This window comes from Corynebacterium sp. HMSC058E07, from assembly GCF_001809885.1.
GTDB classification, from domain to species: Bacteria; Actinomycetota; Actinomycetes; order Mycobacteriales; family Mycobacteriaceae; genus Corynebacterium; species Corynebacterium macclintockiae.
Genome location: NZ_KV799281.1, coordinates 138,820 through 162,817 on the forward strand (window position 1 = coordinate 138,820; position 23,998 = coordinate 162,817).

29 protein-coding genes are annotated in these 23,998 nt (G+C 61.5%); 9 read left to right on the plus strand and 20 right to left on the minus strand.

The window, feature by feature from the left end; translation table 11 throughout:
* Positions 1-12: 12 nt before the first annotated feature.
* Both HMPREF2678_RS08715 and rsmI read right to left on the minus strand, forming a co-directional pair.
* Entirely contained in the window at positions 13-1,749 is a 1,737-nt protein-coding gene (locus HMPREF2678_RS08715; RefSeq protein ID WP_083303454.1) for a BCCT family transporter, read from the minus strand.
* A 48-nt stretch (positions 1,750-1,797) separates the two neighbouring features.
* Positions 1,798-2,721: a 16S rRNA (cytidine(1402)-2'-O)-methyltransferase gene (rsmI, locus tag HMPREF2678_RS08720; RefSeq protein ID WP_070552213.1), complete on the minus strand. Its 924-nt coding sequence runs from the start codon at positions 2,719-2,721 to the stop codon at positions 1,798-1,800.
* A 72-nt stretch (positions 2,722-2,793) separates the two neighbouring features.
* Here rsmI and HMPREF2678_RS08725 point away from each other — a divergent pair, with 72 nt between their 5' ends.
* Positions 2,794-4,377, plus strand: coding sequence for a dolichyl-phosphate-mannose--protein mannosyltransferase (locus HMPREF2678_RS08725; protein ID WP_080721224.1), 1,584 nt, complete (start codon positions 2,794-2,796; stop codon positions 4,375-4,377).
* A 31-nt stretch (positions 4,378-4,408) separates the two neighbouring features.
* Here HMPREF2678_RS08725 and HMPREF2678_RS08730 read toward each other — a convergent pair whose 3' ends face one another.
* The 6 genes from HMPREF2678_RS08730 to HMPREF2678_RS08755 form a co-directional block, all read right to left on the minus strand.
* Positions 4,409-5,197, minus strand: coding sequence for a zf-HC2 domain-containing protein (locus HMPREF2678_RS08730; RefSeq protein WP_034967413.1), 789 nt, complete (start codon positions 5,195-5,197; stop codon positions 4,409-4,411).
* 31 nt (positions 5,198-5,228) lie between these two features.
* The gene (locus HMPREF2678_RS08735) at positions 5,229-5,651 is read right to left on the minus strand and encodes a DoxX family protein (protein ID WP_080716134.1); all 423 of its coding nucleotides are present in this window, start codon (positions 5,649-5,651) and stop codon (positions 5,229-5,231) included.
* Between the two features lie 15 nt (positions 5,652-5,666).
* Complete coding sequence (gene glpR, locus HMPREF2678_RS08740; protein ID WP_070552003.1) at positions 5,667-7,058, minus strand: divisome protein SepX/GlpR; 1,392 nt, start codon at positions 7,056-7,058, stop codon at positions 5,667-5,669.
* 98 nt (positions 7,059-7,156) lie between these two features.
* Complete coding sequence (locus HMPREF2678_RS08745; protein WP_083303455.1) at positions 7,157-7,879, minus strand: GNAT family N-acetyltransferase; 723 nt, start codon at positions 7,877-7,879, stop codon at positions 7,157-7,159.
* Between the two features lie 7 nt (positions 7,880-7,886).
* Positions 7,887-9,200 carry a molybdotransferase-like divisome protein Glp gene (gene glp / locus HMPREF2678_RS08750; protein WP_034979444.1) on the minus strand — a complete coding sequence of 438 codons (1,314 nt, stop codon included), beginning with the start codon at positions 9,198-9,200 and terminating at the stop codon, positions 7,887-7,889.
* 30 nt (positions 9,201-9,230) lie between these two features.
* Positions 9,231-10,148, minus strand: coding sequence for a UTP--glucose-1-phosphate uridylyltransferase (locus HMPREF2678_RS08755; protein WP_070552215.1), 918 nt, complete (start codon positions 10,146-10,148; stop codon positions 9,231-9,233).
* A gap of 108 nt (positions 10,149-10,256) precedes the next feature.
* Between HMPREF2678_RS08755 and HMPREF2678_RS08760 the strand changes: the two genes are divergently transcribed.
* Positions 10,257-10,862 (plus strand): 5-formyltetrahydrofolate cyclo-ligase, encoded by a 606-nt coding sequence (locus HMPREF2678_RS08760; protein ID WP_070552007.1) that lies wholly within the window; start codon positions 10,257-10,259, stop codon positions 10,860-10,862.
* A 51-nt stretch (positions 10,863-10,913) separates the two neighbouring features.
* Entirely contained in the window at positions 10,914-11,345 is a 432-nt protein-coding gene (gene mscL / locus HMPREF2678_RS08765; protein WP_034967429.1) for a large conductance mechanosensitive channel protein MscL, read from the plus strand.
* Between the two features lie 8 nt (positions 11,346-11,353).
* On the opposite strand, the gene HMPREF2678_RS10105 is transcribed toward mscL, so the two are convergent.
* From HMPREF2678_RS10105 to HMPREF2678_RS08795, 7 genes are all read right to left on the minus strand, one after another.
* Positions 11,354-11,548, minus strand: a complete 195-nt coding sequence (locus HMPREF2678_RS10105) for a hypothetical protein (RefSeq protein WP_034972293.1) — start codon at positions 11,546-11,548, stop codon at positions 11,354-11,356.
* A gap of 1 nt (position 11,549) precedes the next feature.
* Positions 11,550-12,137: a MogA/MoaB family molybdenum cofactor biosynthesis protein gene (locus HMPREF2678_RS08770; protein WP_051879643.1), complete on the minus strand. Its 588-nt coding sequence runs from the start codon at positions 12,135-12,137 to the stop codon at positions 11,550-11,552.
* Positions 12,138-12,272: 135 nt separating this feature from the next.
* Positions 12,273-13,754, minus strand: a complete 1,482-nt coding sequence (locus HMPREF2678_RS08775) for a S1C family serine protease (RefSeq protein ID WP_080716138.1) — start codon at positions 13,752-13,754, stop codon at positions 12,273-12,275.
* 112 nt (positions 13,755-13,866) lie between these two features.
* On the minus strand, positions 13,867-15,312 hold the full coding sequence (locus HMPREF2678_RS08780) for a sensor histidine kinase (protein ID WP_237744375.1): 1,446 nt from the start codon (positions 15,310-15,312) through the stop codon (positions 13,867-13,869).
* A 110-nt stretch (positions 15,313-15,422) separates the two neighbouring features.
* Entirely contained in the window at positions 15,423-16,118 is a 696-nt protein-coding gene (locus tag HMPREF2678_RS08785; protein WP_034972554.1) for a response regulator transcription factor, read from the minus strand.
* Between the two features lie 141 nt (positions 16,119-16,259).
* Complete coding sequence (gene rpmF, locus HMPREF2678_RS08790) at positions 16,260-16,427, minus strand: 50S ribosomal protein L32 (RefSeq protein ID WP_011273951.1); 168 nt, start codon at positions 16,425-16,427, stop codon at positions 16,260-16,262.
* Positions 16,428-16,494: 67 nt separating this feature from the next.
* Complete coding sequence (locus tag HMPREF2678_RS08795) at positions 16,495-16,758, minus strand: type B 50S ribosomal protein L31 (protein ID WP_005293662.1); 264 nt, start codon at positions 16,756-16,758, stop codon at positions 16,495-16,497.
* 449 nt (positions 16,759-17,207) lie between these two features.
* On the opposite strand from HMPREF2678_RS08795, the gene rpmB reads away from it, so the two are divergent.
* The 6 genes from rpmB to HMPREF2678_RS08825 all read left to right on the plus strand — a co-directional run bounded on the left by rpmB (position 17,208) and on the right by HMPREF2678_RS08825 (position 20,213).
* Positions 17,208-17,444, plus strand: a complete 237-nt coding sequence (gene rpmB / locus HMPREF2678_RS08800; protein WP_034967450.1) for a 50S ribosomal protein L28 — start codon at positions 17,208-17,210, stop codon at positions 17,442-17,444.
* Between the two features lie 2 nt (positions 17,445-17,446).
* Positions 17,447-17,611 carry a 50S ribosomal protein L33 gene (gene rpmG / locus HMPREF2678_RS08805; protein ID WP_005279910.1) on the plus strand — a complete coding sequence of 55 codons (165 nt, stop codon included), beginning with the start codon at positions 17,447-17,449 and terminating at the stop codon, positions 17,609-17,611.
* A 3-nt stretch (positions 17,612-17,614) separates the two neighbouring features.
* Positions 17,615-17,920, plus strand: a complete 306-nt coding sequence (gene rpsN, locus HMPREF2678_RS08810; RefSeq protein WP_034967453.1) for a 30S ribosomal protein S14 — start codon at positions 17,615-17,617, stop codon at positions 17,918-17,920.
* A gap of 15 nt (positions 17,921-17,935) precedes the next feature.
* Positions 17,936-18,184, plus strand: a complete 249-nt coding sequence (rpsR, locus tag HMPREF2678_RS08815) for a 30S ribosomal protein S18 (RefSeq protein ID WP_005293672.1) — start codon at positions 17,936-17,938, stop codon at positions 18,182-18,184.
* 265 nt (positions 18,185-18,449) lie between these two features.
* Positions 18,450-19,226: an RDD family protein gene (locus tag HMPREF2678_RS08820; protein ID WP_051891420.1), complete on the plus strand. Its 777-nt coding sequence runs from the start codon at positions 18,450-18,452 to the stop codon at positions 19,224-19,226.
* Between the two features lie 45 nt (positions 19,227-19,271).
* Positions 19,272-20,213: an AEC family transporter gene (locus HMPREF2678_RS08825; protein WP_035001157.1), complete on the plus strand. Its 942-nt coding sequence runs from the start codon at positions 19,272-19,274 to the stop codon at positions 20,211-20,213.
* 11 nt (positions 20,214-20,224) lie between these two features.
* Here HMPREF2678_RS08825 and HMPREF2678_RS08830 read toward each other — a convergent pair whose 3' ends face one another.
* From HMPREF2678_RS08830 to HMPREF2678_RS08850, 5 genes are all read right to left on the minus strand, one after another.
* Positions 20,225-20,713: a CD225/dispanin family protein gene (locus HMPREF2678_RS08830; protein WP_034994284.1), complete on the minus strand. Its 489-nt coding sequence runs from the start codon at positions 20,711-20,713 to the stop codon at positions 20,225-20,227.
* 103 nt (positions 20,714-20,816) lie between these two features.
* Entirely contained in the window at positions 20,817-21,239 is a 423-nt protein-coding gene (locus HMPREF2678_RS08835; protein WP_070552010.1) for a DUF2752 domain-containing protein, read from the minus strand.
* Positions 21,230-22,423: an acetyl-CoA C-acetyltransferase gene (locus tag HMPREF2678_RS08840; RefSeq protein ID WP_034967471.1), complete on the minus strand. Its 1,194-nt coding sequence runs from the start codon at positions 22,421-22,423 to the stop codon at positions 21,230-21,232. The genes HMPREF2678_RS08835 and HMPREF2678_RS08840 overlap by 10 nt, the downstream gene beginning before the upstream one ends.
* A 108-nt stretch (positions 22,424-22,531) precedes the next feature.
* On the minus strand, positions 22,532-23,173 hold the full coding sequence (locus HMPREF2678_RS08845) for a CoA transferase subunit B (RefSeq protein WP_034967475.1): 642 nt from the start codon (positions 23,171-23,173) through the stop codon (positions 22,532-22,534).
* Complete coding sequence (locus tag HMPREF2678_RS08850) at positions 23,170-23,946, minus strand: CoA transferase subunit A (protein WP_035008477.1); 777 nt, start codon at positions 23,944-23,946, stop codon at positions 23,170-23,172. Before HMPREF2678_RS08850 ends, HMPREF2678_RS08845 begins: the two co-directional genes overlap by 4 nt.
* Positions 23,947-23,998: the final 52 nt, after the last annotated feature.

The following is a 23,998-nucleotide window of genomic DNA, read 5'->3' on the forward strand; positions in this document are numbered from 1 at the left end:
TAGTTTACTCAGTTAGCTTTCCTCTAACTGTTCGCCTAATTGTTCGCCGTGGCTCTGCACCGCATTCGCGGCACGGGCGCGACGCTTCCTCTTAGCCGCGTTCTCCCGCTGTTGGGTGATGCGGCGCTCCCGAGCCATGCGCAGTGCGTACTCGCGGTGGGCTTTCTCATCCAAGTAGCGCGGGTCGTCAGACAGCGCCTTGTAGATGGAGAACATCAGCGCGATGATCACCAGCACGAAGGGGCTGGCGGCGATGATCGTGACGTTCTGCAGGTTCGTCAGAGCTTCGTCGCCGCCCGTCAGCAACAGCATCAAGGCAATCACTGTAGTCAGCGCACCCCACAGGACGGTCACACCACGGTTAGCTACCAGCTGGCCACGCTGGGACATGGATCCCATGACGGTAGAGGCCGAATCGGCCGACGTAATGAAGAACGTGCCCAGCAGCAGCATCGCCACGATGCTTGCCACGTGTCCCGCCGGCAGGGTCTCCAGCAGGTTAAACAGCTGGCTGGTGGCCTCACCGTCGCCCCAGATGGAGTTGCCGCTGTCCTCGGCGTGGATGGCGGAACCGCCGAAGATGGAGAACCAGATGATGGTCACCACGGTCGGCACCATCAGCACAACACATACGAATTCGCGGATGGTACGTCCGCGGGAAATGCGGGCAAGGAACATGCCGACGAACGGGGACCAAGAGACCCACCAGGCCCAGTAGAAAATGGTCCACGAACCCAGCCACTCACTTGCGTCCTCACTGGAATCCGCGGTGCGCGCGGCCATCTCGAAAAACTGGGAGAAGTAGTTACCCAGGGAGGTCGGGATCATATTCAGGATCACAACGGTCGGGCCAACGATCAACACGAAAAGGGCAAGCAGGCCAGCCAGAACCATGTTGGTGTTCGACAAGTACTGGATTCCCTTGCCCACACCGGACGCTGCGGAGGCCAGGAAGCACAGGCTCAAAATCACGATGGTGCCGACGATCACGGAGGTCCCTGGGTTCGAGATCAGATCCGTTGCCTTCAGGCCGGACTGAATCTGCACGGCACCCAGGCCCAGGGAGGCCGCCGTACCGAACACGGTGGCGAAGATAGCCGCGATGTCGATGATCTTGCCCGCGGCCCCCTCGGCGCGTTTCTTGCCGATCAGGGGAATGAAGGCCGAGGAAAGCAACTGCTTGCGTCCGAGCCGGAACGTGCTGTACGCAATGGCCAGTGCGACGATCGCATACAGCGACCACGGGTGCAGTCCCCAGTGGAACAGCGTGGAGGCAAAGGAGCTGGCAACATCGTGGTCCTCTGCGCCAGGCACGCCATTTCGGTAGTACGTCAGGGGCTCGGTCACCCCGTAGAACATCAGGCCGATGCCCATGCCTGCAGCGAACATCATCGCAACCCAGGACACACTGTTGAACTCGGGCGATTCGTTATCCTTGCCCAACCGAATGTGCCCGAATTTGCTGAATGCGATGAACAGGATAAATGCGACAAACACGGTTCCGGCCAGCACGTACAGCCATCCCCAGTCGCCGACGATGTACCCCAGGGCGGTGGAGGCAAACTCGGCGAAGCTATCTCCGCCGAAAATTCCCCACAATACGACTGACAGGATGAGTGCAGCCGCGCTGCCCGTCACCACCCAGTCGATCGACTGATTCTGTTCAGCCTCGTCAGTCTCTCGCGTCTCTGCTATCTCTCTCGACTCTGCTATTTCTCTCGCGGTCACTTCTTCACTTGATGCGGTCATTCTTTACATGTTGGGGGCATTGCCGTGTCTTTTCAACCTTTCCAGCCCCTATTCCTGGTTCCGCTCACGCAAAACAGCCTCGTAAAGCTCGCGCTTGCTGGCACCGTGGAGCTTCGCCACGTCCCCAGCGGCCGTCTTTAACCGCTCCCCCTCTGCGACCTTCAGCTCTACCAGTTCCACCAGGGCCTCCACATCCAGTTCCGCATCGCCATCCCCGGATTCCGCCGCCGAATCGATGACCACACAGATCTCCCCCTTCACGCCGTCCGCTGCCCACGTGGCCAGCTCCGCCAGCCCGCCGACCTTCACTTCCTCAAAGGTCTTTGTCAGCTCCCGGCATACCGCGGCCTGTCGCCCATCGCCTAGCTCTTCGGCCGCAGCCTGCAGGGTCTTTGCCAGCCTGTGCGGGGATTCGAAGAAGCAACCGGCGTAGGGGGCGTCAATAAAAGAACGGAAGAACGACCGCCGAGCGCCATCCTTGCGCGGGGCGAAGCCCAGAAAGGCGAAGTGCCCCACCCCCAGGCCCGACAGCGCCAAGGCGGTCGGCACGGCGGAAGGCCCCGGCAGGCACGTCACCGGGACACCGGCGCGGCGGGCGGCGACGACCAAGGGAAAGCCTGGGTCAGAGACAGAGGGCATGCCGGCGTCCGTAACAACCAACACGCGGCGGCCCTGTTCGGCCTGCTCTACGAAGAACTCCGCGCGCTCGGCCTCGTTGTGGTCAAAGTTGGAGTAGATCCGGCCGGCGATCGTTACCCCCAACGTGTCCGCCAATGCGCGGGTGCGGCGGGTATCCTCTGCTGCGATGATGTCCGCACTGGCCAGCGCATCGATCAGCCGCAGCGACGCATCCAGCGGGTTCCCCAACGGCGTGGCCGCCAAGATGATCCCGCCCGACGGCAACGGGCGACGTTCGGCTGCCCGACTAAGCAGCGCATTGGCATCTACGGAGGCATCTACAGAATCACTCATAACCGCCAGTATGCCCGGCACTGCACCCGCTTGTCCGCCGCTTCTACTACAGTTAGCTCCGTGCCCTCGACAATGACTACTGACCAGCAAGCCATCCATGGAAGTGACGCGCCCGCCGTCAGCGATTCGACGGGCTCCGGTCACTCGCGGACTTTCGCTTTTACGCGGTGGAAGGGCATTCTGGTCTCCTTGGGCATCCTGGGTGCTCTCAGTCGCCTATTGATGCTGCACCGTCCGACGGATGCGGGCACGCCTATCTTTGACGAGAAGCACTATGTGCCACAGGCGTGGCAGGTAATGCAAAGCTGGGACAACCCATTCATCGGTGGTATCGAGGACAACCCGGGTTATGGCCTGGTCGTTCACCCGCCCCTCGGCAAGCAGATCGAGGCCATCGGCATGATTCTGTTCGGCTACACGCCGTGGGGTTGGCGCATCATGGCCGCACTCCTCGGTGTGGCTGCAATCCTGCTGATCGCCGCCACGGCGCGCCGGATCACGAGGTCGGATCTGGTCGGGCTTTTCGCGGGCGTTATCGCCCTGTGCGACGGCATATTGTTCGTCACCGGGCGCTCGGGAATGCTTGACCACTTCCAGGTCTTCCTGCTGTGCCTGGTCGCGTATTGCGCGGTGCGCGATGCCGAGCAGATGGAGCAGCGCTTCCAGCACGTATGGGCCACCGACCGCATCCACGAATCCGACTTTGGCCCCCGCATGGGTTACCGCTGGTGGCGCTTCGCCGCGGGTGTGGGTCTGGGCCTCGCGTTGGCTGTGAAGTGGAATGGTCTTTATTACATGGCCTTTTTCGGGCTGACGATCGTTGCGGTTGATTATTTTCGACGCCGCCGTTTCGGCGTCCAGCGCCCCCTTGCTGGCACCGCGATTTTCGATGCACTGCCTTCCTTCTTCTCCGTAGTCATCGTCCCCGTGATCCTCTACGTGATCAGCTGGCGCGCATGGTTTGCCTCGGAGACGGGCGTGTTCCGCCACGCGGTGGAATCGGAGCAGTATACGAAGACGACCGGCGACTGGTTCTGGTCCTTCCTGCCCGACGTAGTGCAGAACTTCATCTACTACCACGTGTCCGTCATGCGCTTTCACACGGAGCTGACGAACTCCAACGGCCACCACCACAACTGGGAATCCAAGCCCTGGTCCTGGCTGGTGTCTAGCCGTTCGCTGCTGTACTACAACCCCTCCAGTGACGAGGGAGTACGCAAGGTCATCCTGCTGGTCGGCACCCCTGCAATTTGGTGGTTCTGCGTACCGGCGATTCTGTGGGGTCTGTGGTGCCTGATCGTGCATAAGGATCGCCGCTGGGTCATTCCCACCATCGGTTTCGCCGCCGGCTTCCTTCCCTGGCTCGTCAACCTGGATCGCCAGATGTACCTGTTCTACGCGGCGAACCTGGTGCCGTTTTTGGCCATCGCTATTGCGATGGCGCTGGGACAACTCCTGCGCTGGGAAAAGCCGGAGGTTCCCAACCCCTATTCCTCGCCGAAGACCTTTGTGAAGGCCCGCCCCGGGCAGCTGCTGGTCGTCGTGTACCTCATGCTGGTGGTCTGGAACTTCCTGTACTTCCTGCCGCTGTACATCGGCGCGCCACTGTCTGATTCCGCCTTCGACATGCGCATGTGGCTGCCGTCCTGGCGCTAGCCCCCTGACTTGGCTGTCGGGGTCTGTCGGGCTATTCCCAGTCGCGCGGGCGGGGCTCCCCTACCGCATACGTAGAGTTGCGCCGCGCATCGCTGGGGCTGAAATTGATCGGTTGTGCCATCAGCGCTCGCAGCGACTGGCGTAATGGCATGAACACGTTCTGCCGGCCAGCCCAAACCACGACCAATGCCAACACCGCCGCCAAGTGAACCAGCAGCAGCCAAAGGGCGCTCAAATCCCCTGCTTCGCTGATCAGGCCCAGCACGATCTCACGGGTTGCGAAGCCGACTCCGAAAGCCCAGATAGCCAAGTAGATGGGCAAAATCGCAGAGGCCACCTTGGGGCGCCAGGCAGCCCACAGCAGACCTCCAGCCAGGGCGAAACGCATCGCCGCTGCGTCTGAGACCAGGTGTAGCTGGGACGAGGTGGCGTCATCCTCAATAGGCACCCCAAACAGCAGCGACACGCCCCACAAAACATAAAGCACCGCAACGGCCACTAAAGCTGCGCGGCCGAGCACGAAGGGCAGTTGGCGGCGGCGAAGGCCTACGTTGATCTGGGGATCCTGATCGGCCTGCGCCAAGACCTGTTCGACCAGCGCGGCTTTGCGGTCGTCGCTATCTTCCGCGGAGCGCACCTGTTCCCCATTGGACGGCGCCGCGGCCAGGTTCAGGTTGCGTCCAAGCGCGGTGATGGTTGCATACCAGCGCTGGCAGTCCTCGCACCCGGCTAGGTGCGCATCGACGAGGTCGTCGGACAGCGCAGCGGACTCGCCATCCAGGCGTGCGGACATAGAGGTTCTAACCTCTTGACAGTCCATTCGCTTTCCCGTCCGTTTACGTGTTCAGACCTCAGCCGAAGCGGGACAGAGCCTTATCTAGGCTTGCTCGCCCCGCGCCGAAAACAACAATCATCATAAGGGAGACCACCAGCAGCATGACAAACTCCATGCCCCCGTCAGCCACGAAAAACCCGTTGGACCAGTGAACGAAGTACAGGATAAGCGCGCTGTAGATCACGAACAGCCCAGCAACAGCGGTAGTCAGCAGTCCGACGATCAGCATTGCCCCACCGAGCATCTCCAGGATTGCAGCCGCCCAGGCGCTGATTTTCGGCTGCGGAATGTGCAGGCGCTCGAAGGTAGCGACAGTGCCCGTCACTCCGTTCATGCCGTCGATAAAAACTTTCTTCCAGCCGTGGGCAATGAAAATCACGCCGGTGACTAGGCGCACGAAGAGCAGTGCCGTGTCACGGGCAGCAGGGTGGTTCAGCATACGCGGCGATCACGCTTAAACGGCACGGATGCCCGAGCGGGAATCGATGAACTCTTCGTCGCCGTCGACCACGGTCGAGCGTGTTCCGGCTGCGGGGGCAGCACCGGTACCGTGGGTTCCCTCGTGCAGGTCAAAGAAGTCGCTGCCGTCGGCGTACTCGAGGTTGCTGAAGGCCGGGTCGACCTCATCGGTTTCCAGGATCACCGCACCGGGGCGAACCAGGCGGTCCGGCACGCCCAGCTCGTTGTCTTCGGTGTTGCGCACGCCCAGGCGGGCACGGCGCATGCGCACCAGTCGGCGGTGCCGCAGCTCGCGTTCTTCGATAGCCTGGCGACGCAGCATGACCAGGTAGAACGCGGTGAAGGCGATCATGGCCACGAAGCTCAGCCAGACGGTTCCGCCCAGGTACATGCTCATGCCGAAGGTCAGCGCGGACAGCGCGAGCAGGACAAAGAGCACCTTCTTGCGGCGGTTCTGCCGCTGCCGCGCCAGCGCAGCCGATGCGACCGGGTCGTACACGCCACGTCCACGACGGGCCGCCAGGTACTTCAGGTCATCCTCGCTCAGCTCGTCGGAATCCATGAGGATGTCGATGCTCTTGTCCCGCGGTGCCTCGTCGACGTCGTCGACCAGATCTGGTGACGCCTTCACGTCCCCACCACGTACGTACTCAGCAGGAACGGAGGCGTATGCGCGCTGTCGGGCATCCTTGTCTGTGTCTGAGTCTGTATCTGAGTCTGCGGCTGCGGCTGCGTATTCACTGTCTGCGGCGTCTGCTGCCTCGGCAGTGTCAGCGGACTCGGCAGCCTCTGCAACCTCTGCAGCTTCAGCGACATCGCGGATGGGCTCGAACTCGCCGGTATCTATCTCATCCTGCGTGGTGTAACGCACTGCTTTGCTCTTCGTAGCGTTCGCTTCGGCGGCTACAACCTTGCCCTCACCCTCGGAGTTTTCCTCTGCGTCCCCATCAACATCGTCGGCGGAGTCGGCAGTGTCGGCAAAGTCAGCAGCGTCAACAACTTCCCCGTCCACGACCTCTGCAGCGTCCGCCGCATCGTCAGCGTCCACGACGTCCGCAGCGTCATCCGCAGACGAGCTACCCTTGTTCGCCATAAACGCACGCAGGCCGCGGGACTTGCCAGCCTTCGCAGCGGAATCCTCGTCCTCTAGCAGCACGTATTCCGGCTCTGCCTCGACCAGCTCCAGCTCGTCATCATCGGAGGCCATGTACAGCCCCTCTGCGGGCTTGAGCTTGCGCTTTGCCTTGAGGGCACTTCCACCGCGGTGCAGCACCCGCGTCTCGCCCAGTGCCTGTGCGGTCCGTCGTACGGGTCTTTGGTTGCGCAGCAAAAGCGGCGCCAACAGCACCAGCCAAACGGCGGCGATGAGCAGAAGGGAGCCGGACACGAGTATCAGTTCTCCTGGAGTTTTGCGGGCGACGTGAGAAGTTCAAGTGTTTGCAACGCTACCCTTGCGCGACCGTTATCTGTGGTGCCACGCCGAGGCTAGTTTCGGTTCACAGCCAGCCCCAATACTCCGCTGTTGATGAGCCTGCGCACAACCCCGTCGGGCAGTGATTCCTCCTGAGTCTGCGCCACCAGCAAATGGTCTCGCCATTCGCCGTTGATGTGCAGGTTACGGCGCAGCTGCCCTTCGACGCGGAAGCCGGTTTTCTCTAGAACTCTTCTGGACGCCACGTTGTCAGGCATCACCGTCGCCTCTATCCTGTGCAGTCCAACGACTCGCATCCCCAAGTCCACGCCCAGCGCGACAGCTGCGGTTGCCACCCCGCAGCCCTGGAACTTCGAATGCACCCAGTAGCCGATCCAGGCATTGGAGACGGTTCCGTACTGGATGTTGCCAAGGGTGAGCTGCCCTGCGAACTGTCCTTCGACGTCGATCACCATCGGCACCACAATCCGGTCAGCCGCCAGAGCCTGCAGGTTGTGAAAGTTCCGGCGCCACGCCTGCGGGCTGTGCGCCTGTGCCCAATCCCCTTCCACTGTCGGCTCGAAGGGCTGCAGCAATTCCTGATCCTTGATGCGCGCGGCGGTCCACTGCGGCCCGTCGGTGGCGCACACGGGACGCAAGGCCACCGGCAGGGCGGCCGTAGGGGCGTCACTAGAAGAAAGAAGATGCCCGCGGCTCAGAACGGTTTGAGTCCGCACCTCGGCGGTAGCAGGAGACAGTGTGGAAGAAGCCAGTGCGGCGCGCAGTCGGCTGAGCACGGCGGCGCTAGTCCTTGTTGCTCAAGAACAGCACATCCACAACCTGTCCCGGCGCGACGTCGGTCACGTCGGCCGGCACCACGATCAGGCAGTTCGCCTGGCCATGGCTACCCAGTAGGTGAGTCGGCTCCCCGCCGTTCGCTGCGCCGAGTGGGTCGACCAGGAACTCGCGGGTCTCGCGGTCGCGCATCAGCTGGCCACGGATGAAGCCACGGCGCCCCGGTGCGGACGCCAAACCGGCGATAGTGCGGGCGGGCACCACTCGACGGGTCGCCTGACGGCGACCGCGGATCAGCTGCACCAGCGGCCGAACCATAACCTCGAACGCCACCAAGGCAGCAGACGGGTTAGCGGGCAGGAGGAATGTCGGCACTTTATCCTGGCCGAGCGTGCCAAAGCCCATCACAGAGCCGGGGTGCATGGCGACGCGCTGAATGTCCATCTCCCCCATCTCGGAGAGGATCTCGCGCAGCTCATCACTGGCCGCGCCACCGACAGCACCGGAAATCACGACGATCTCGGAGCGCAGCACCTGGCTTTCGATAACCTCCCGCATCTTGCGCGGCTCGCCAGCCAGAATGCCTACGCGGTGTACGTCGGCACCGGCCTCGCGCCCCGCGGCTGCCAGCGCATAAGAGTTCACGTCGTAGACCTGGCCCACTGCCGGATCGCGGTCGATATCCAGCAGCTCGCGACCGAAGGAAAGCACTGACATGCGCGGACGAGGGTAAACCAGCACCTTGGAACGTCCCACGGCGGCCAGCAGCCCCACCTGGGCAGCGCCGATAACTGCGCCTTCCTCTACGACCACGTCGCCCGGCTGTACATCCGAACCCTTGCGGTGGACGAACTCCCCCGAGGCGATCGCTTCCAGCGGGCGGATCTTGCGCCCTTCCTTTTCCACCCAGTCGAGTGGCAGGACGGCATCGGCCAGGGTCGGCAGGGGCGCACCCATCTCCACCCGCACCGCCTGGCGGGGCTGCAGGCGAATCGGGCGCAGGGAACCCGCGGTGACGTCACCGACGATCGGCAGGGTCTCCCGCACGCCACTGTTCTGTGCCGAGGTTTCCGCGTCCGCGTCTTCCAGCTCCCGCGGATCGGCTACATCCCCACCCCGCGATACAGCCAATGCTTGGCGAATATCCACGCTTCGCACCGCGTATCCGTCGATGGCGGCCTGGTCGAAACCGGGCAGCGGTTGGGTACCTTCGACCCGTTCCGCGCAGCGCAGCCCCAGGGTCTCGGTGATGGCAATGCGCACAGGCTCCGGGGTCACCGCCGCGGAGGTAATGATTGCCAGTTGTTCTTCAACCGATCGCATGAGGGGTTCCCTTCAGCTTGGTAAAGCCTTTTAGTTCTCTTGCTCTAGGCGCTCACGCAGCCAGCTCTTGAGGCTGGGGCCATAGGTCTCATTCTGCAATGCAAAGTCGACGCAGGCACGAATGTACCCGCCTGGGTTGCCCAGATCGTGGCGCAGGCCGTGGTGGACGATGATGTGCACGGGGTGGCCTTCGGTGATCATTAGCTCGATGGCGTCGGTGATCTGGATTTCCCCGCCCTTGCCCGGCTTGGTGCGGCGCAGCGCGTCAAAAACCTGACGATCCAGCAAGTAGCGCCCCGTCGCCACAAAGTTCGACGGTGCGTCCTCGACAGCGGGCTTCTCCACCATGCCCTTGACGATCTTCACGTCGGCGTGGTCCGCCTCGTCAATCTCAAAGACTCCGTAGTTGCTGGTCTCCTCGCGCGGCACCTCGAAGGCGCAGAGCACGGAACCGCCGTACTGCTTCCGCACTGCCAGCATCTTCTCCATCACGCCCATCGGCAGCACCAGATCGTCCGGCAGCATGACGGCGAAGCAGTCCTCGTCCTCGTCGAGCACCTCTTCAGCCAGGCTGATGGCGTGCCCCAGCCCCAGAGGCTTTTCCTGCTCCACGGCCACAACGTCGATCAGCCCGTCGGTAGCGCGCACCTTATCCAGCTGTTCGGTCTTGTTGCGCTGCTCCAGGGTGGCTTCCAGCTCCGCGTCGGTATCGAAGTGGCCCAGCACTCCACCCTTCTTCGGGGCAGTCACGATAGCCAATCGACCTGCGCCGGCATCGGCGGCTTCCTTGGCGATCAGCTCAATGCCCGGGGTATCGACAACGGGAAGCAGCTCCTTGGGAACAGTTTTGGTGGCGGGTAGGAAGCGGGTTCCAAGCCCGGCGGCCGGCACTACCACGGTGCGCAGGTCGGCTTGCTCGGACGTGGAGATCGTAGGGCTAGAAGTCATGCCGGAATAGTAGCGCTTATGATCCCCATTTTGTGCTCCACACACCGCCTATGCACAGTTTTCTTTCGCAGATCAACCATTTTGCCCGCTCCAGTAGGCTCTTAAGCGATGACCGACCCTTCCGACGTAAAGAAACGTGCCCGCGCTGAGGTTCGCGCTGCCCGCGCTCGCCGCGTTGCCGAACGCCCCACACGCGACCGACGCATCCAGTCCCATCTCCTCGCCGCACTCGCCGACCTCCCCTCGCCGCCGACCACCATCGGCGCCTATGTCCCCCTGCCCGGAGAGCCGGGTGGCGCCGACCTACCAACTGTTCTTGCGCGCACCGGTGCGCAGGTGTTGCTCCCCCGCGTTGTTCGTAGTGACGCCCCCAGCCTCGAAGCCCCCAGCCTCGAATGGATCGAATTCCAACCGGAGAAACCGAACCTGGTCACAGGAACGTGGGGAATCTCTGAGCCCGTAGGTAATGTAATTCACACTTTTCCGACATGCGCAGATGTAATAGTTACTCCTGCTCTCTCGATTGATTATCATGGGACACGGCTCGGACAGGGCGGTGGCTTCTATGACCGGACTCTGGCCAACCGCCCATCGAATGTGAAAGTGTGGGCTGTGGTAGACCACGAAGAATTCACACGCACAGTACCCAGCCAGGATCACGATCTGGTCGTCGACGCAGTGCTCAACGACCTCGGTTTCTTTCCCATCATGTAGTCGCTTTTAGTGGCCGCGCATGGGGCGCGGACAAGAAAGGTCTTTAGCATCATGCTTGAAGGTTTTAAGAAGTTCATCATGCGCGGCAATGTCATGGAGCTTGCCGTAGCCGTCATCATCGGCGGTGCTTTCACTGCCATCGTTACCGCATTCACCAAAGGCATTGTCGAGCCGGTTCTGGCCCTGTTCGGCGGTTCCCCCGAGTTCGGCCTGGGCTTCCACCTGCGCGAGGGCAACCCGGCTACCTTCGTTAACCTCGGTAGCATCCTGACCGCAATCGTCAACTTCCTGATCATCGCTGCCGTTATCTACTTCCTGATGATCATGCCGATGAACAAGCTGGCCGAGATGAACGCTCGCCGCAAGGGCATCGAGCCGGAAGAGGCTGCAGCTACCGAGACTGAGCTGCTGGCCGAGATCCGCGACCTGCTGGCAGAACAGCGCGGCGGCAACGCGGAGCCGACCGGAAAGCACGCCCACTAGTCGCTTTTCTAACCCCAGTGGGGTGGGCGCTGCTCCTCTAGGTAGCGGCGTTCCCCCTCTGCGGAAGGGCAATCGTCACCCCACTCATCCTGCACAAGGTGTGAGTGGGGTTTCGTGTTTCCGGAGGCGATGGCGTCAATAAAAGAAGAGCCCGAATCCCCACCCTGGCCGACCTTGCCGAAGAACCTACGGCGTGCGCGCATTTTAGGCTCGGTTATTCATATCGCCAACAACGTGGCGAACCAGCGGCCCCAGGGTGGCCATGCCATCGCGGATAGCACCGCGGGAACCAGCGATGTTGACGACCACGGTGGATCCGGAAACACCAGCTACGCCGCGGGACAGGCCCGCGTCGAGGGAATTGGCTGCCAGGCCGGAAGCCCGCAGAGCCTCGGCGATACCCGGCACCTTGCGATCCAGCTCTGCGCGGGTGGCCTCCGGGGTCTTATCGCGCGGTCCAGTGCCGGTGCCGCCGATGGTCACAACCAAGTCTGCGCCACCGACAACGGCGGTCTGAATCGCTTTGCGGATGGCAGACTTGCGGGACTCGACGCTCAGCACAGCGTCAACGATGAAGCCTTCTTCGTCCAGCAGCTCGGCTACCAGCTCACCGTTCTTGGCCTTCTCTTCGGGGAAGTCGGTGACCAGTACAACCATCGCGTGCACGGGTGCCTCGTCGGAAAGATTCGCGCGGGTGCGCTGTTCTGCGTCTAGGGAATGGAACAGCGCATCATCGGGCTCCGGGATCACTTCGGCCAGCCGTTCTACCTCGGCGTGGTCTACGGACTTCATGGCCGCAACCTCATTAAAGTCCGTGGACACGACTTCTGTCTTTCGAGCGACCACTTCGATCCTCCTGAAAAATAAGCGAACATAAATAAGATATCCCGTTCGGCAACGGCTGTACAGACGAACGGGAATGCAGTTTTACTCCGCCTTCGTCAGGGTCAGCTCGACCTCGCGTTCCTTACCGTCCGGACCATCCTTGACCTTGAGCTTGACCTTGTCCCCCACCGCGTGCGAGCGGATGGCGGCAATGAGGGCCACGCCGGAATCCACGCGACGCTCGTCGACATGAGTAACAACGTCCCCCTTCTTCAGACCGGCCTTGTCCGCTGGGCTGTCCTTGTTGACGTCCATGATGACTGCACCAGTCTCCGAGGAGCGGGTGTTGACCTGCGCACCGATGATGGGGTGCTCTGCCTTACCCTTTTCGATCAGCTGCTTCGAGATGCGCTCGGCCTGGTTGATCGGGATGGCAAAGCCCAGGCCGATGGAGCCAGCGGCCTCGCCACCACCAGTGGTGGCAATGACGGATGGGATGCCGATGAGCTTGCCATTCATGTCCACCAGCGCACCACCGGAATTACCGGGGTTGATGGAGGCATCTGTCTGGATAGCGTCGATGAGGGAGGCCTCGCCGCCACGCTCACCGGAAGCTTGCACAGGACGGTTCTTTGCCGACACGATACCGGTGGTGACGGTGGCCGAAAGCCCCAGCGGGGAACCGATTGCCATAACGTCCTCGCCAACGTTCACCGCGTCCGAATCGCCGAATTCGATTGGCTTGAGGTCGGTGACATCCTTCGCCTTGATCACGGCAATATCCGTCGGCGGGTCGGTTGCCACAACCTCCGCGTCGAGGGTGCGGCCATCGTTCAGGGAGACCTCTACCTTTGCGCGCCCGTCCCTGGCGGCATCGACGACGTGGTTATTCGTCAGAATCAGCCCATCGGAGGAGATGATCGAGCCGGAGCCCTCTTCACCACCGCGCTCCGTGGCGACCCTGATGGACACGACCGAGGGCAGAACCTTGTTCGCCGTATCGGTAGTACTGCCCGGCTTCACTGGGTTAGAGGCCTTGCCCTCCTTCGAGGAGGCATTGGTGTTGTTGGCATTGTCGAAGGAAGACGTCGCATTATTGCTAGACCTCTTGCTGTAGACCGAGTCCATACCCACATAAGTGACGGCGGAGGCGACTACCGCGCCAACCAACAGCAATGCTGCCACGGCGGGGGTGGACCAACGCTTCTTCTCTCGGGGCTGGGGGACAAACTGATTCTCGGGCTGTGCGAGTGGATCGTTCGGCGCCGCTAGCAGGTCATTCGGCTGCGCTGGCTGCTGCACTGCCGACTGCTGCCCCGTGTACAGGTTGCTCGGCTGGGCCGGCTGGCCCGCCTGTCCTGGCTGCCGAACCGCCGGCCCCACGTGCGTCGCCGGGTTCTGCGGCGTACCTTGCTCACCATTCCAGTGCATATTCCGCCCTGGTTGCGGTCCGGCCTGTCCGTCAGGGCCGACCTTCCCATTGGGTACTGACCATCCAGAGCCTCGGTAGCCGTCTTCTCCCCCACCAGAGAAGTTGGGCTCGCCGGGCATCCGCTGCCCGTCCCCTGGATTGTTATTACCCATTTGGTTGTCCTTTTCGTTCATGGCCACCAGTATGCCTGCTCTGTGTGTAGTTCCGCGGTACGAACGCTGATGGTTCTCTGCTAGTTTAAGGAAATTTTTCTCTGCCACATCGCTAACCCGGTTGTCCGGGCAGCACTACTCGCATCAACGCACCACCGTCGTCGGACTCGTCGGCCACGATAACTCCGTGGTGCCGCTCGATAACCTGCTTCACGATGGCCAGGCCAAGCCCGGATCCGGGCATCGCCCGCGCCTTGATGGACCGGTAGAAGCGGTCAAACACTTTCTCTCTGTCCTCCTTGGGGATACCAGGTCCAGAGTCCGCCACTCGGATCTCCACCTCGCTTTCGTTGAAGTCCTCGGCGCCGGAGGCTGCGGCGTCACTACCCTCACCTGCAATGGGCTGCATCCAGACGCGCACCACGCCTCCCTCGGGCGACCATTTCGCCGCGTTATCCAGAAGGTTCAGCAAGGCGCGCGACAGGGCGAAAGAATCACCCCGCAGCTGCCAATCGATCAGGTGCGTGGTGAAGGTGACGTCGGGGCGCCGTCGCTGCACGCGCTCGATGCCCTGCGAGATGAGCTCGGAGATCTCCACGGTGCTCATGACCTCAGGGGTGGAGTCCTCGCGCGCAAGGTCGACAAGGTCGCCGATCAGCGAGCTCATCTCTTCGATCTGCGCGATCACGTCTCTTTCGAGGTCTTTGCGGTCTTCGTCGCTGATGCCGGGGCCACCTTCGCCCTTTCTTTGGGACGCCAACATCAGCAACTCGATGTTGGTTCGCAGCGAGGTCAACGGCGTTTTGAGCTCGTGGGAAGCATCCGCGACGAGGTTCTTCTGTTTAATCTGCGCGTCCTGCAGCGCGTTCATCATGTTGTTGAAGGACTCGGTGAGGGAGCCCAACTCGTCGTGGGAATACACAGGGATCTGGCGCAGCTCGCCGGTGCGCGAGACCTCATCGGCAGCGCGGCGGAGTCGAGTGATCGGCTGGATACCCGAGTTCGCCACCGCAATACCCGCGATGATGGAGGCCACGATGCCGGTGACCGCAATCAGAATCAACACCAACCACAACGACTCCAGCGTCTGGTTGGTGAAGGAGATGTCCAGGCGGAGCACAATCACGCGCCCGTCGAGGGCGGCAATGGTGAACGAGCGATGGTCGCCATCCGTCTGGAACACGTAGGGATCGTCGCCGACCAGCACACTGATTTCGTCAGGGCTGAGGATGCCTTCGAACTTCTGCACATCAGCGCGGCGCCCTGCTTGTTCGGCGGGGACAATCAACACGCTCATGTTGTTGTCTGCGTCGAAGAAACGGGGGCGATAGTTTTCCCCTTCGCCGGTTTGGCTGGAGGGGAATTCGAAGCCGGAATCGATGTAAGCCTGAGCTTGCGTCTGCAGCGTCTTGTCCATCTCCTGCGACAGCACCTGCTTCACGGTGGTGTAGGAGGACAGGGTAATGATCGCAATACAGAGCATCACCACAATGGCAGTTAATCCTGCCAGGCGTACACGCAGAGACAGCCCGCGCAGGGAAAACTGCACGGACTGCATGAGGCGATCTCCCCTGCTTTCGCTTGGGTGATCGCCCTCGTCAGAGGCGGGGGACGCTAGTGCGGGTTCAACCGCGACCGCACCTATGTCCTCCGGGAGTCTACGAAGGATCACGGGGCGGTCTCACGCAGCGCGTATCCCACTCCCCGGACTGTGTGAATCAGACGAGTCTCACCGTTGGCCTCGGTCTTGCGGCGCAGGTAGCCAATGTAGACTTCCAGGGCATTGCCGGAGGTCGGGAAATCATAGCCCCAGACTTCTTCCAGAATGCTATTGCGGGAAAGCACCTTGCGCGGGTTGTTCATCAACAACTCCAGCAGCGCGAACTCGGTGCGGGTCAGGCTGATCTGGCGGTCTCCGCGATAGACGTCGCGAGTTTCCTGGTTCAGAGTCAGGTCCTCGAAGCGCAGCGGCTCGCTAGCTTCGCCCTCTTGGATTGCCGGGCGGGCGGCGCGGCGGAACAGCGATCGGGTTCGCGCCAGCAGCTCCTCCAGGGCGAAGGGCTTCGGCAGGTAGTCATCCGCGCCCGCATCGAGGCCGGCGACGCGCTCGGAGACCGAATCGCGGGCGGTAAGCAGCAGGATGGGCAGGTCATCACCGTGGCTGCGCAGCTCGCGGCACACGTCCAGCCCGTCCTTCTTCGGCATCATGACGTCCAGGATGGCCAGGTCAGGCCTTTCCTCTGCGATGAGTTTCAGGGCTTCTTCACCATCGGTTGCCAGCACGACGGTGTAGCCATTGAAGATCAGGGAGCGGCGCAGCGATTCGCGCACAGCCTGATCGTCATCTACAACAAGAATCTTCATGCGCTCCATTGTGCCTACGAATTCCTCTCAATGCCCGTGCGCAACGACTTTTTTAAAGAAAGCACAGGTTTTCAGACCTTTTCTGTGCATGCAAAATCCCCGCCACACGATGTGCGACGGGGATAGCGCAATCAGTTGGAACTAGTCCAGGTCGATGAGGCCCAGCTGGGCGGCCTTCACCAGTCGGCGAGGAATCTGAACATCCTGGCCCTGAACCTTAACGTGCTGCAGAGCAACGTTATCGGCCTTCCACTGGGAACGGCGGGAGTGCGTGTTTGCACGGGACATACGGCGCTTCGGAACTGCCATTGTCGTCTACCTCCTTATTAAAGGTATGAAATTGGTTTCTTGTGATCTGCTGTGGTGTGAAGAGGTCTTACTTCTTCTTGCGGCGGGTCATGTTGCCGTAGCGGCGCTGGAACTTCTCCACGCGGCCGGCGGTATCCATGACGCGCTGAGCGCCGGTCCAGAAGGGGTGGGACTCGCTGGTCACGTCAACGACGATGAGCGGGTACTCGTTGCCGTCTTCCCATTCAACGGTGCGGTCGGAGGTAGCGGTGGAGCGAGTGATGAACTGGTGGCCAGTGCTCGCATCCTTGAAGACTACGGGGTGGTAGTCAGGGTGGATATCCTTCTTCATGGTTTCCTTCTATTCCCTAGGAGTGTGTACAACAGGTCGGTCCTGCGCATCCCTTGCGCGGGTCGTGCCTGAGTCGGGTCATAAAAAGCAGCGCGCCTTCTTTATTGACGCCCCTTAGGCCACTCGTCTACCGAGCCCCACAAGGGCGCGACAAAGTTGGTCGCACGACGAGGAACTATGATAGCGAAGGAACAGGCCATTATTAAAATCGCGTTTCCCATGCTGGAACGGGGTGCAGTGGGGACCAAGGGGCGTCATAAACAGCGATTAGGTTATGGCGCCACGGTGCGGTAACGTTAGCTCCCGCTGTTGTCTATGTAAACGTCATCGCCGGACGGAAGCAGACTAAAAACAGCGTCCCACCACGTAAAATACATGGCCTGTCTAACCATGGGTTTTAGCTGTGCGCGGCGCTGCTATCTGTACTCTCCGGTGGAAGGAGAAAACCCATGTCGGCATATTGCCAGGTCACGGGACGCAAGCCGGGTTTCGGCAAGTCTGTGTCCCACTCGCACCGCCGCACGAACCGTCGCTGGAACCCGAACATCCAGCGTCGTACGTTCTACCTGCCCTCTGAGGGCCGTTCCATCACGCTGAACGTGTCCACCAAGGGCCTGAAGACCATCGACCGTGACGGCATCGAGTCTGTCGTTGCCAAGATCCGAGCCCGTGGGGAGAAGATCTAACTATGGCACGTAACGATATCCGCCCAATCATCAAGCTGAAGTCTACGGCTGGCACCGGTTACACCTACGTCACCCGTAAGAACAAGCGCAACAACCCGGATCGCATCACTCTGAAGAAGTTCGATCCGATTGCCCGCAAGCACGTCGAATTCCGCGAGGAGCGATAATCTATGGCTAAGAAGTCCATGATCGCGAAGAACGAGCAGCGCAAGGAAATCGTCGCCCGCTACGCGGAGCGTCGCGCTGAGCTCAAGAAGATCATCAAGAACCCGAACAGCACCGACGAAGAGCGTCTAGATGCACAGTGGGAGCTGAACCGTCAGCCCCGCGACGCTTCCCCAGTTCGCGTCCGTAACCGCGATGCAGCCGATGGCCGCCCGCGCGGCTACCTGCGTAAGTTCGGCCTGTCCCGTGTACGTGTCCGCGAAATGGCTCACCGCGGTGAGCTGCCGGGCGTACGCAAGTCCAGCTGGTAAGGGGGAGCTTTAAAAATGAAGCGCACCAACATGAAGAAGGCGCGGATGGAACAGTCCCGCCGCCCGAAGAAGAACCCGCTCAAGGCCGAGGGCATTGAGACGGTTGACTACAAGAACTACGACCTGCTGCGTAAGTTCATCTCTGAGCGTGGCAAGATTCGTTCTCGCCGCGTGACAGGCCTGACCCCGCAGCAGCAGCGCCAGGTTGCCACCGCCGTGAAGAACGCGCGCGAGATGGCACTCCTGCCCTTCCACAGCCGCTAAACCGCTGTGCCCTTTCGGGCTAGCAGCAAAAGGCTGCGGCCTGGAGACGTTTAACAGACACGATCAAGACCCACCGCCCCGTGCGAAAGCGCGAGCTAGGCGGCGGGTCTTTTTCGTACCTTTTTAGCCACCCGCCCGGCGGCCTGGCGGCTTTCTTCGCTAAGCTTGCACAGTAAAACTCTTAAGCGCTCCCCTACGCCTATCGGGATTAGAGGGGCGCAGACACATTCGGACGCAAGTCGAACAACAGTTAGGAAGCCCGCAGTTGAGTAATAACAACAACTATCCCAATGGAGACTTCGGTTCCAATGACTTGCCGGACTACAACGCCTACACCGGCGGAAACTCCGGCGACTCCAACCCCTACGAGCAGACCGGTTACGGCGCGGAACAGAACAGCTACGGCGCCAAGCAGGCCGGTTACGGCGCTGAGCAGGGTGGCTACGGCGCCGGCGATCCCAATGCTTATGGCGCGCCCGCATTCCCGAATGCTGCGGCCAACAACGGTGCCATGTTCGGCAGCAACCGCCCGGGCGCTTGGAAGCGCCTTCTGGCGCTCATCATCGACAGCCTGTTGGTGCATGTTGTCTTGAACGGCATCGTGATGTACGCCATTTGCGGCGCGGAACTGATGGATTGGTTCCGGGCAACCATGAACGCAGAGTCGCCCGATGCGGTAGACGTCCCCTACCCCACCGGCAAGGTTGCAATCTCTAGCCTGATCATGCTGATCGTGTGGCTGGCCTACCGCGTCATCATGGAGACCAAGAAGGGCGCCACTATCGGCAAGATGGCCATCGGCGCTCGAGTTATTTCCGTGAATGGACAGAACCTGTCCGCCGTTGACTCGTTGAAGCGCAACAGCTGGTACATCCTCGGCGCCGTACTGGGACTCATCCCAATGGTAGGTGGCTTGGTACAGGTCGCGCTGTACATCGCAGTGGGTGTGACCATTGGCCAGAGCCCCGAAAATCAGTCCTTCACCGATAAGTTCGCCAACGCCTACGTGGTGGACAAGTCCGCGTACTACGGGGTTAACTAAGGTCGCGATTACTGCGCTTAAGGCGCAAATACTTAACATAGCCTCATGTTGAATGTCCTCTCCGGCTTTGCCGTCGTCATCTTCGTCATAGCGATCGGCTTCGGAGTAGGGCGTCTTCGGCTTTTAGGCCCCAATGCGGTCTATACCCTGAACATGTTCGTGTTCTGGATCGCGCTGCCCTGCACGCTGATCACGTTCATGTCTAAAACGGACATTGCCCAGCTTTTCGGCCCGAACCTTCTGGTCGTGGCGCTGTCTACGCTCACCACGGGCTTCTTGGCATTCCTCGGCTATCGCTGGATTACGCGGCGATCCACCGAGGATTCCATCATCGCGATGCTGGCCTGCACCTACTGCAACGGCTCAAACCTCGGCATCCCCCTGGCCGCACACTTGATGGACGATCCCACCCTTACCCTCCCCGTCATCCTCTTCCAGGTCGGATTCTACGGCCCGCTGAGCGTACTTGCGCTGGACATGCGCACCGGCAAGCAGACCACCAGCTTCGTCCGCTCCACTGTGCTGACGATCCTGAAGAACCCGCTCATCATCGGCGCAACTATCGGAATCGTCATCTCGCTGCTGCAGCACAACACGGGCTTCATTCTGCCCGGCATCATCGCCGACCCACTGGGAATCATTGCAGACGCGACTGTCGGCTGTGCCCTCATTGCCTTTGGCATGTCGATGGCGGAGGTTCGCGTACTCCAGCCAGGTCTATCGCCCCGTCGTTCTGTGTGGGCGGCGTCGCTGGTCAAAACTGTCGTGCACCCCGCCATCGCCGCGTTCTACGGCGTATTTCTTTGTGACGCCTCATCTCAGTTGCTCTTAGCCATGGTGCTCCTGGCCGCCCTCCCGACTGGCCAGAACGTTTTCACCTATGCCCAGCGTTTCGGTGTGAATAAAGTCTTAGCGCGAGACACCGCGGTGGTTTCCACGGGGCTCGCGCTACCAGTGATGGCTGCGATTATGGTGTTGGTCAGCTAGAACTCTACCTCTCAGAGAACCTCATCGAGGGTCTTGCCAACAAAGACAACCATCACTACGACGTACGTTATAAACATTAAACAGGTAACTACGGCGCCAGCTAGAGCTAGGTTCCTCGCCGTATCGGAAGCGCTTTTCGCCCCGGCATAGTCCCCCTGTTGCCAGCGCCCCTCCACCTGGGAGGAGAAGTAGATACCCACGGCTGCCACGGGTGAGCAGCACATGATCGTGATCACAATAGTGGCCCAAAGCCAGTTGTCCGGTGCAGTGCGCCCCACACCTGGCTGGTATTCCTGACCTAGTTGGGCGCCGTAACCGGCGGATTGGTTCGGATAGTGGTTCTGGTAGCTGCCATAACTCGGAGGCTGCGTTGGCTTTGGATGCTGGTTGTTTCCAAGATTAGAGTTTTGGCTGTAGCCGCTGTTGTAGGGATAGCCCTGGCCTCCCTGCAACCCGAAGGGATCCTCATTGGAGGGGGTCTGGTCATAGGGATTGGTCATGTGGATCCTTTGCGAGGCCGTGCTGCGAATACGCCCCAAAAGTATCAGAGGAATGCAAGAAAGTGTTGCAACGCCGATTGCAAGGTCGACTGCAAAGGGGAATCTATACGCGTAGTTCCAGAAACGGCGGGAACGGCAGGATGCGCGCAACGAACCACAGGCCGATCACTATTCCCACCACCAGCGGCGCATGTCGGAAGTGTTCCCAGTTAGGGATTCGCTTCCCCCACGATCGCGCGGTCCACACCAGCCAACTCCAGGCCAGCAGTACGAGCCCGAGGATCCCAACCGCGTTGTAGTGCAGTGCTGCGCCGAAGTCCCCCTGGACCAGAGCTTGGATCATGCGCATCGATCCGCAGCCGGGGCAGTTAATGCCAAGCAGTGCCTTCGTGGGGCATACCGGGATTACCCCGTCCGGGGACTGCGGATCGGCTGCGGCGATGGCGCAGCACGTGCACACCGCTGCCGCGCCGACGGCAAGCGGCAGCAGCTTGGCACAAGCCCCTGTGCGGAGACTTAGCGCCACAGCAGCAGCGCGTCACCCTGACCGCCGCCGCCACACAGGGAAACGGCGGCCTTGCCGGAACCGCGGCGCTTCAGCTCGTGTGCCGCGTGTACCACCAGGCGGGCGCCGGAGGCTCCAATCGGGTGGCCCAGGGAAATGCCGCCGCCGTGGATGTTGGTCTTCTCCAGCGGGTAGTCCAGGTCCTTGATGGACTGTGCGACGACGGAGGCGAAAGCCTCGTTGATCTCCAGGAAGTCCAGGTCGCCAGCCTCCCAGCCTGCCTTCTTCAGCGCCGCGGCGGTGGCCTGCGATGGCTGAGAGTGCAGCTTGGTATCCGGGCCGGCAGTCTGACCGTACTCGCCCAGAGTGGCCAGAATCTCCAGGCCCTTGGCCTCAGCGTTCTCGCGGGTGGTCAGCACCACCGCTGCCGCACCGTCGGAGATCTGGGAGGAAGAGGCGGCGGTGATGGTGCCGTCCTTCACGAAGGCCGGACGCAGCTTAGCCAGCCCCTCGGTGGTGGTGCCGGGGCGGATGCCCTCGTCAGCGGAGACGGTCACGGTCTCCTTGCGGCCCTTGACCTCGATCGACACGATCTCGTCGTTGAAGATGCCCTCGTTGGTCGCGGCCTCAGCCAGCTGGTGGGAACGGGCTGCGATCTCGTCCTGCTCTTCGCGGGTAATGCCGCGCTCGGCGTTACCCTCGTCAGTCTCCAGGCCCATGGCGGTGCCCTCGTTCGGATCGGACAGGCCGTCGCGCTCCAGGGAATCCTGCAGCGCCAGGGAGCCGTAGCCCTTGCCCGCGCGCACGCCCGCCGCGATGTGCGGGGCGTTCGTCATGGACTCCTGACCACCGGCGACAACGATGCTGGCATCGCCCAGGTGGATCAGGCGAGAGGCGTTAATCACGGCATCCAGGCCGGATAGGCACACCTTGTTCACGGTCATGGCGGGCACGTTCATCGGGATGCCTGCGGCTACAGCGGACTGCTTCGCGGGGTTCTGCCCGGAGCCCGCCTGCACGACCTGACCCATCAGTACGTAATCCACCTCGTTCGCCGCCACACCCGCGCGCTCCAGCACGGCCTTGATGGTCTCTGCGCCCAGATCTACCGCGCTCTTCTTCGCCAGCGCGCCGAGCATACGCCCCTGCGGGGTGCGTGCTGCGCCTACAACAACAATGTCCTTCGGGTCTTCCTGCAAGGTCATCTGATTATTCCTAACTTTCGAAACTAGTGGCGTCATCGCTTAAAAAAGCCTGCGTCGTGCCCTCAAGTATGGCACGAACGATGTTTCAGCGAAGCCGATTGAATGCTCTTACCCCAGCGCCGTTGTGTAGGGTACCGCGGTCTTTTCTTCTACCTCTTCTGTGGTGACGCCCGGTGCCAGCTCCACCAACTTCAACCCATCCTCGTCACGGTCGAAAACGGCAAGATCCGTGATGATCCGATCGACCACGCCGAGCCCGGTTGTGGGGAGGGTGAGCTCCTCGATGAGCTTCGGCTCCCCGGTTTTGGTGGTGTGATCCATGAGGACGATAACGCGGCGCGCGCCGACAACCAGATCCATGGCACCACCCATGCCCTTAACCATCTTGCCGGGCACCATCCAGTTGGCAATGTCGCCGCGGGCGTTGACCTCCATGGCGCCGAGGATGGCGACGTCGATCTTTCCCGCGCGGATCATGCCGAAGCTAACGGCGGAATCGAAGTAACTGGTGCCGGGAAGTGCCGTGACGGTTTCCTTGCCCGCGTTGATGAGGTCTGGGTCAGCGTGGCCCGCCTCCGGGTAAGGGCCGATACCAAGCATGCCGTTTTCCGATTGCAGGGACACGGTCACGCCCTCCGGCACGTAGTTCGGCACGAGGGTGGGCATGCCAATACCGAGGTTGACGTACTGGCCGTCTTCGAGTTCCTGCGCGGCGCGAGCAGCCATTTCTTGTCGGGTCCAGCCGGTCATCGCACGGTCTCCTTTTCGATCATCTTGTCGGCAGCCTGTTCCGGGGTCAGTTCCACAATGCGGTGGACGAAAACACCCGGCAGGTGAATATCGTCCGGGTCCAGCTGGCCGACCTCCACGACCTTCTCGGCCTCCACGATGCAGATCTTGCCGCTCATGGCAGCCAGGGGGTTGAAGTTGCGGGCGGTCTTGGCGAAGCGCAGGTTGCCATCCTTATCGGCGATGGCGGCGCGCACCAGGCCAAAGTCGGCTCGGATGGCGGTTTCCAGGACATAGTCCTCGCCGTCGATGGTGCGGGTTTCCTTCGCCGGGGAGGCGACTTCTACCTTGGTCTTGTCTGCCTGGTCGTACTTCCACGGCATGCCGCCCTCGACGACGAGCGTGCCCACGCCGGTACGGGTGAAGAAGGCACCGATACCGGAGCCGCCAGCACGCAGCCGCTCCGCCAGGGTGCCCTGCGGGGTGAGCTCCACCTCGAGCTCACCGTCTAGATACTGGCGGGCGAACTCCTTGTTCTCCCCCACATAGCTGGCCACGATGCGGCGAAGCTGGTGATTGGCCAGTAGCAGGCCCAGACCCCGGCCATCCAGGCCTGCGTTGTTGCTAACGGCTTCTAGGTCTTTGATCTGCGTACGGCTGAGCTCCTCGAGCAGAACCTGCGGGATGCCACACACCCCGAATCCGCCGACGGCCAGGGTGGCGCCGTCTTTAATGTCAGCGATTGCCTCCGCGGCAGTGCGCAGTTTTGAATGATGTGGTGCTGTAGTACTCACGGTTGCTTCCTTTCTATCTGAATCTGTTTGAGCTCTGTTTGGGGGGGTGGGT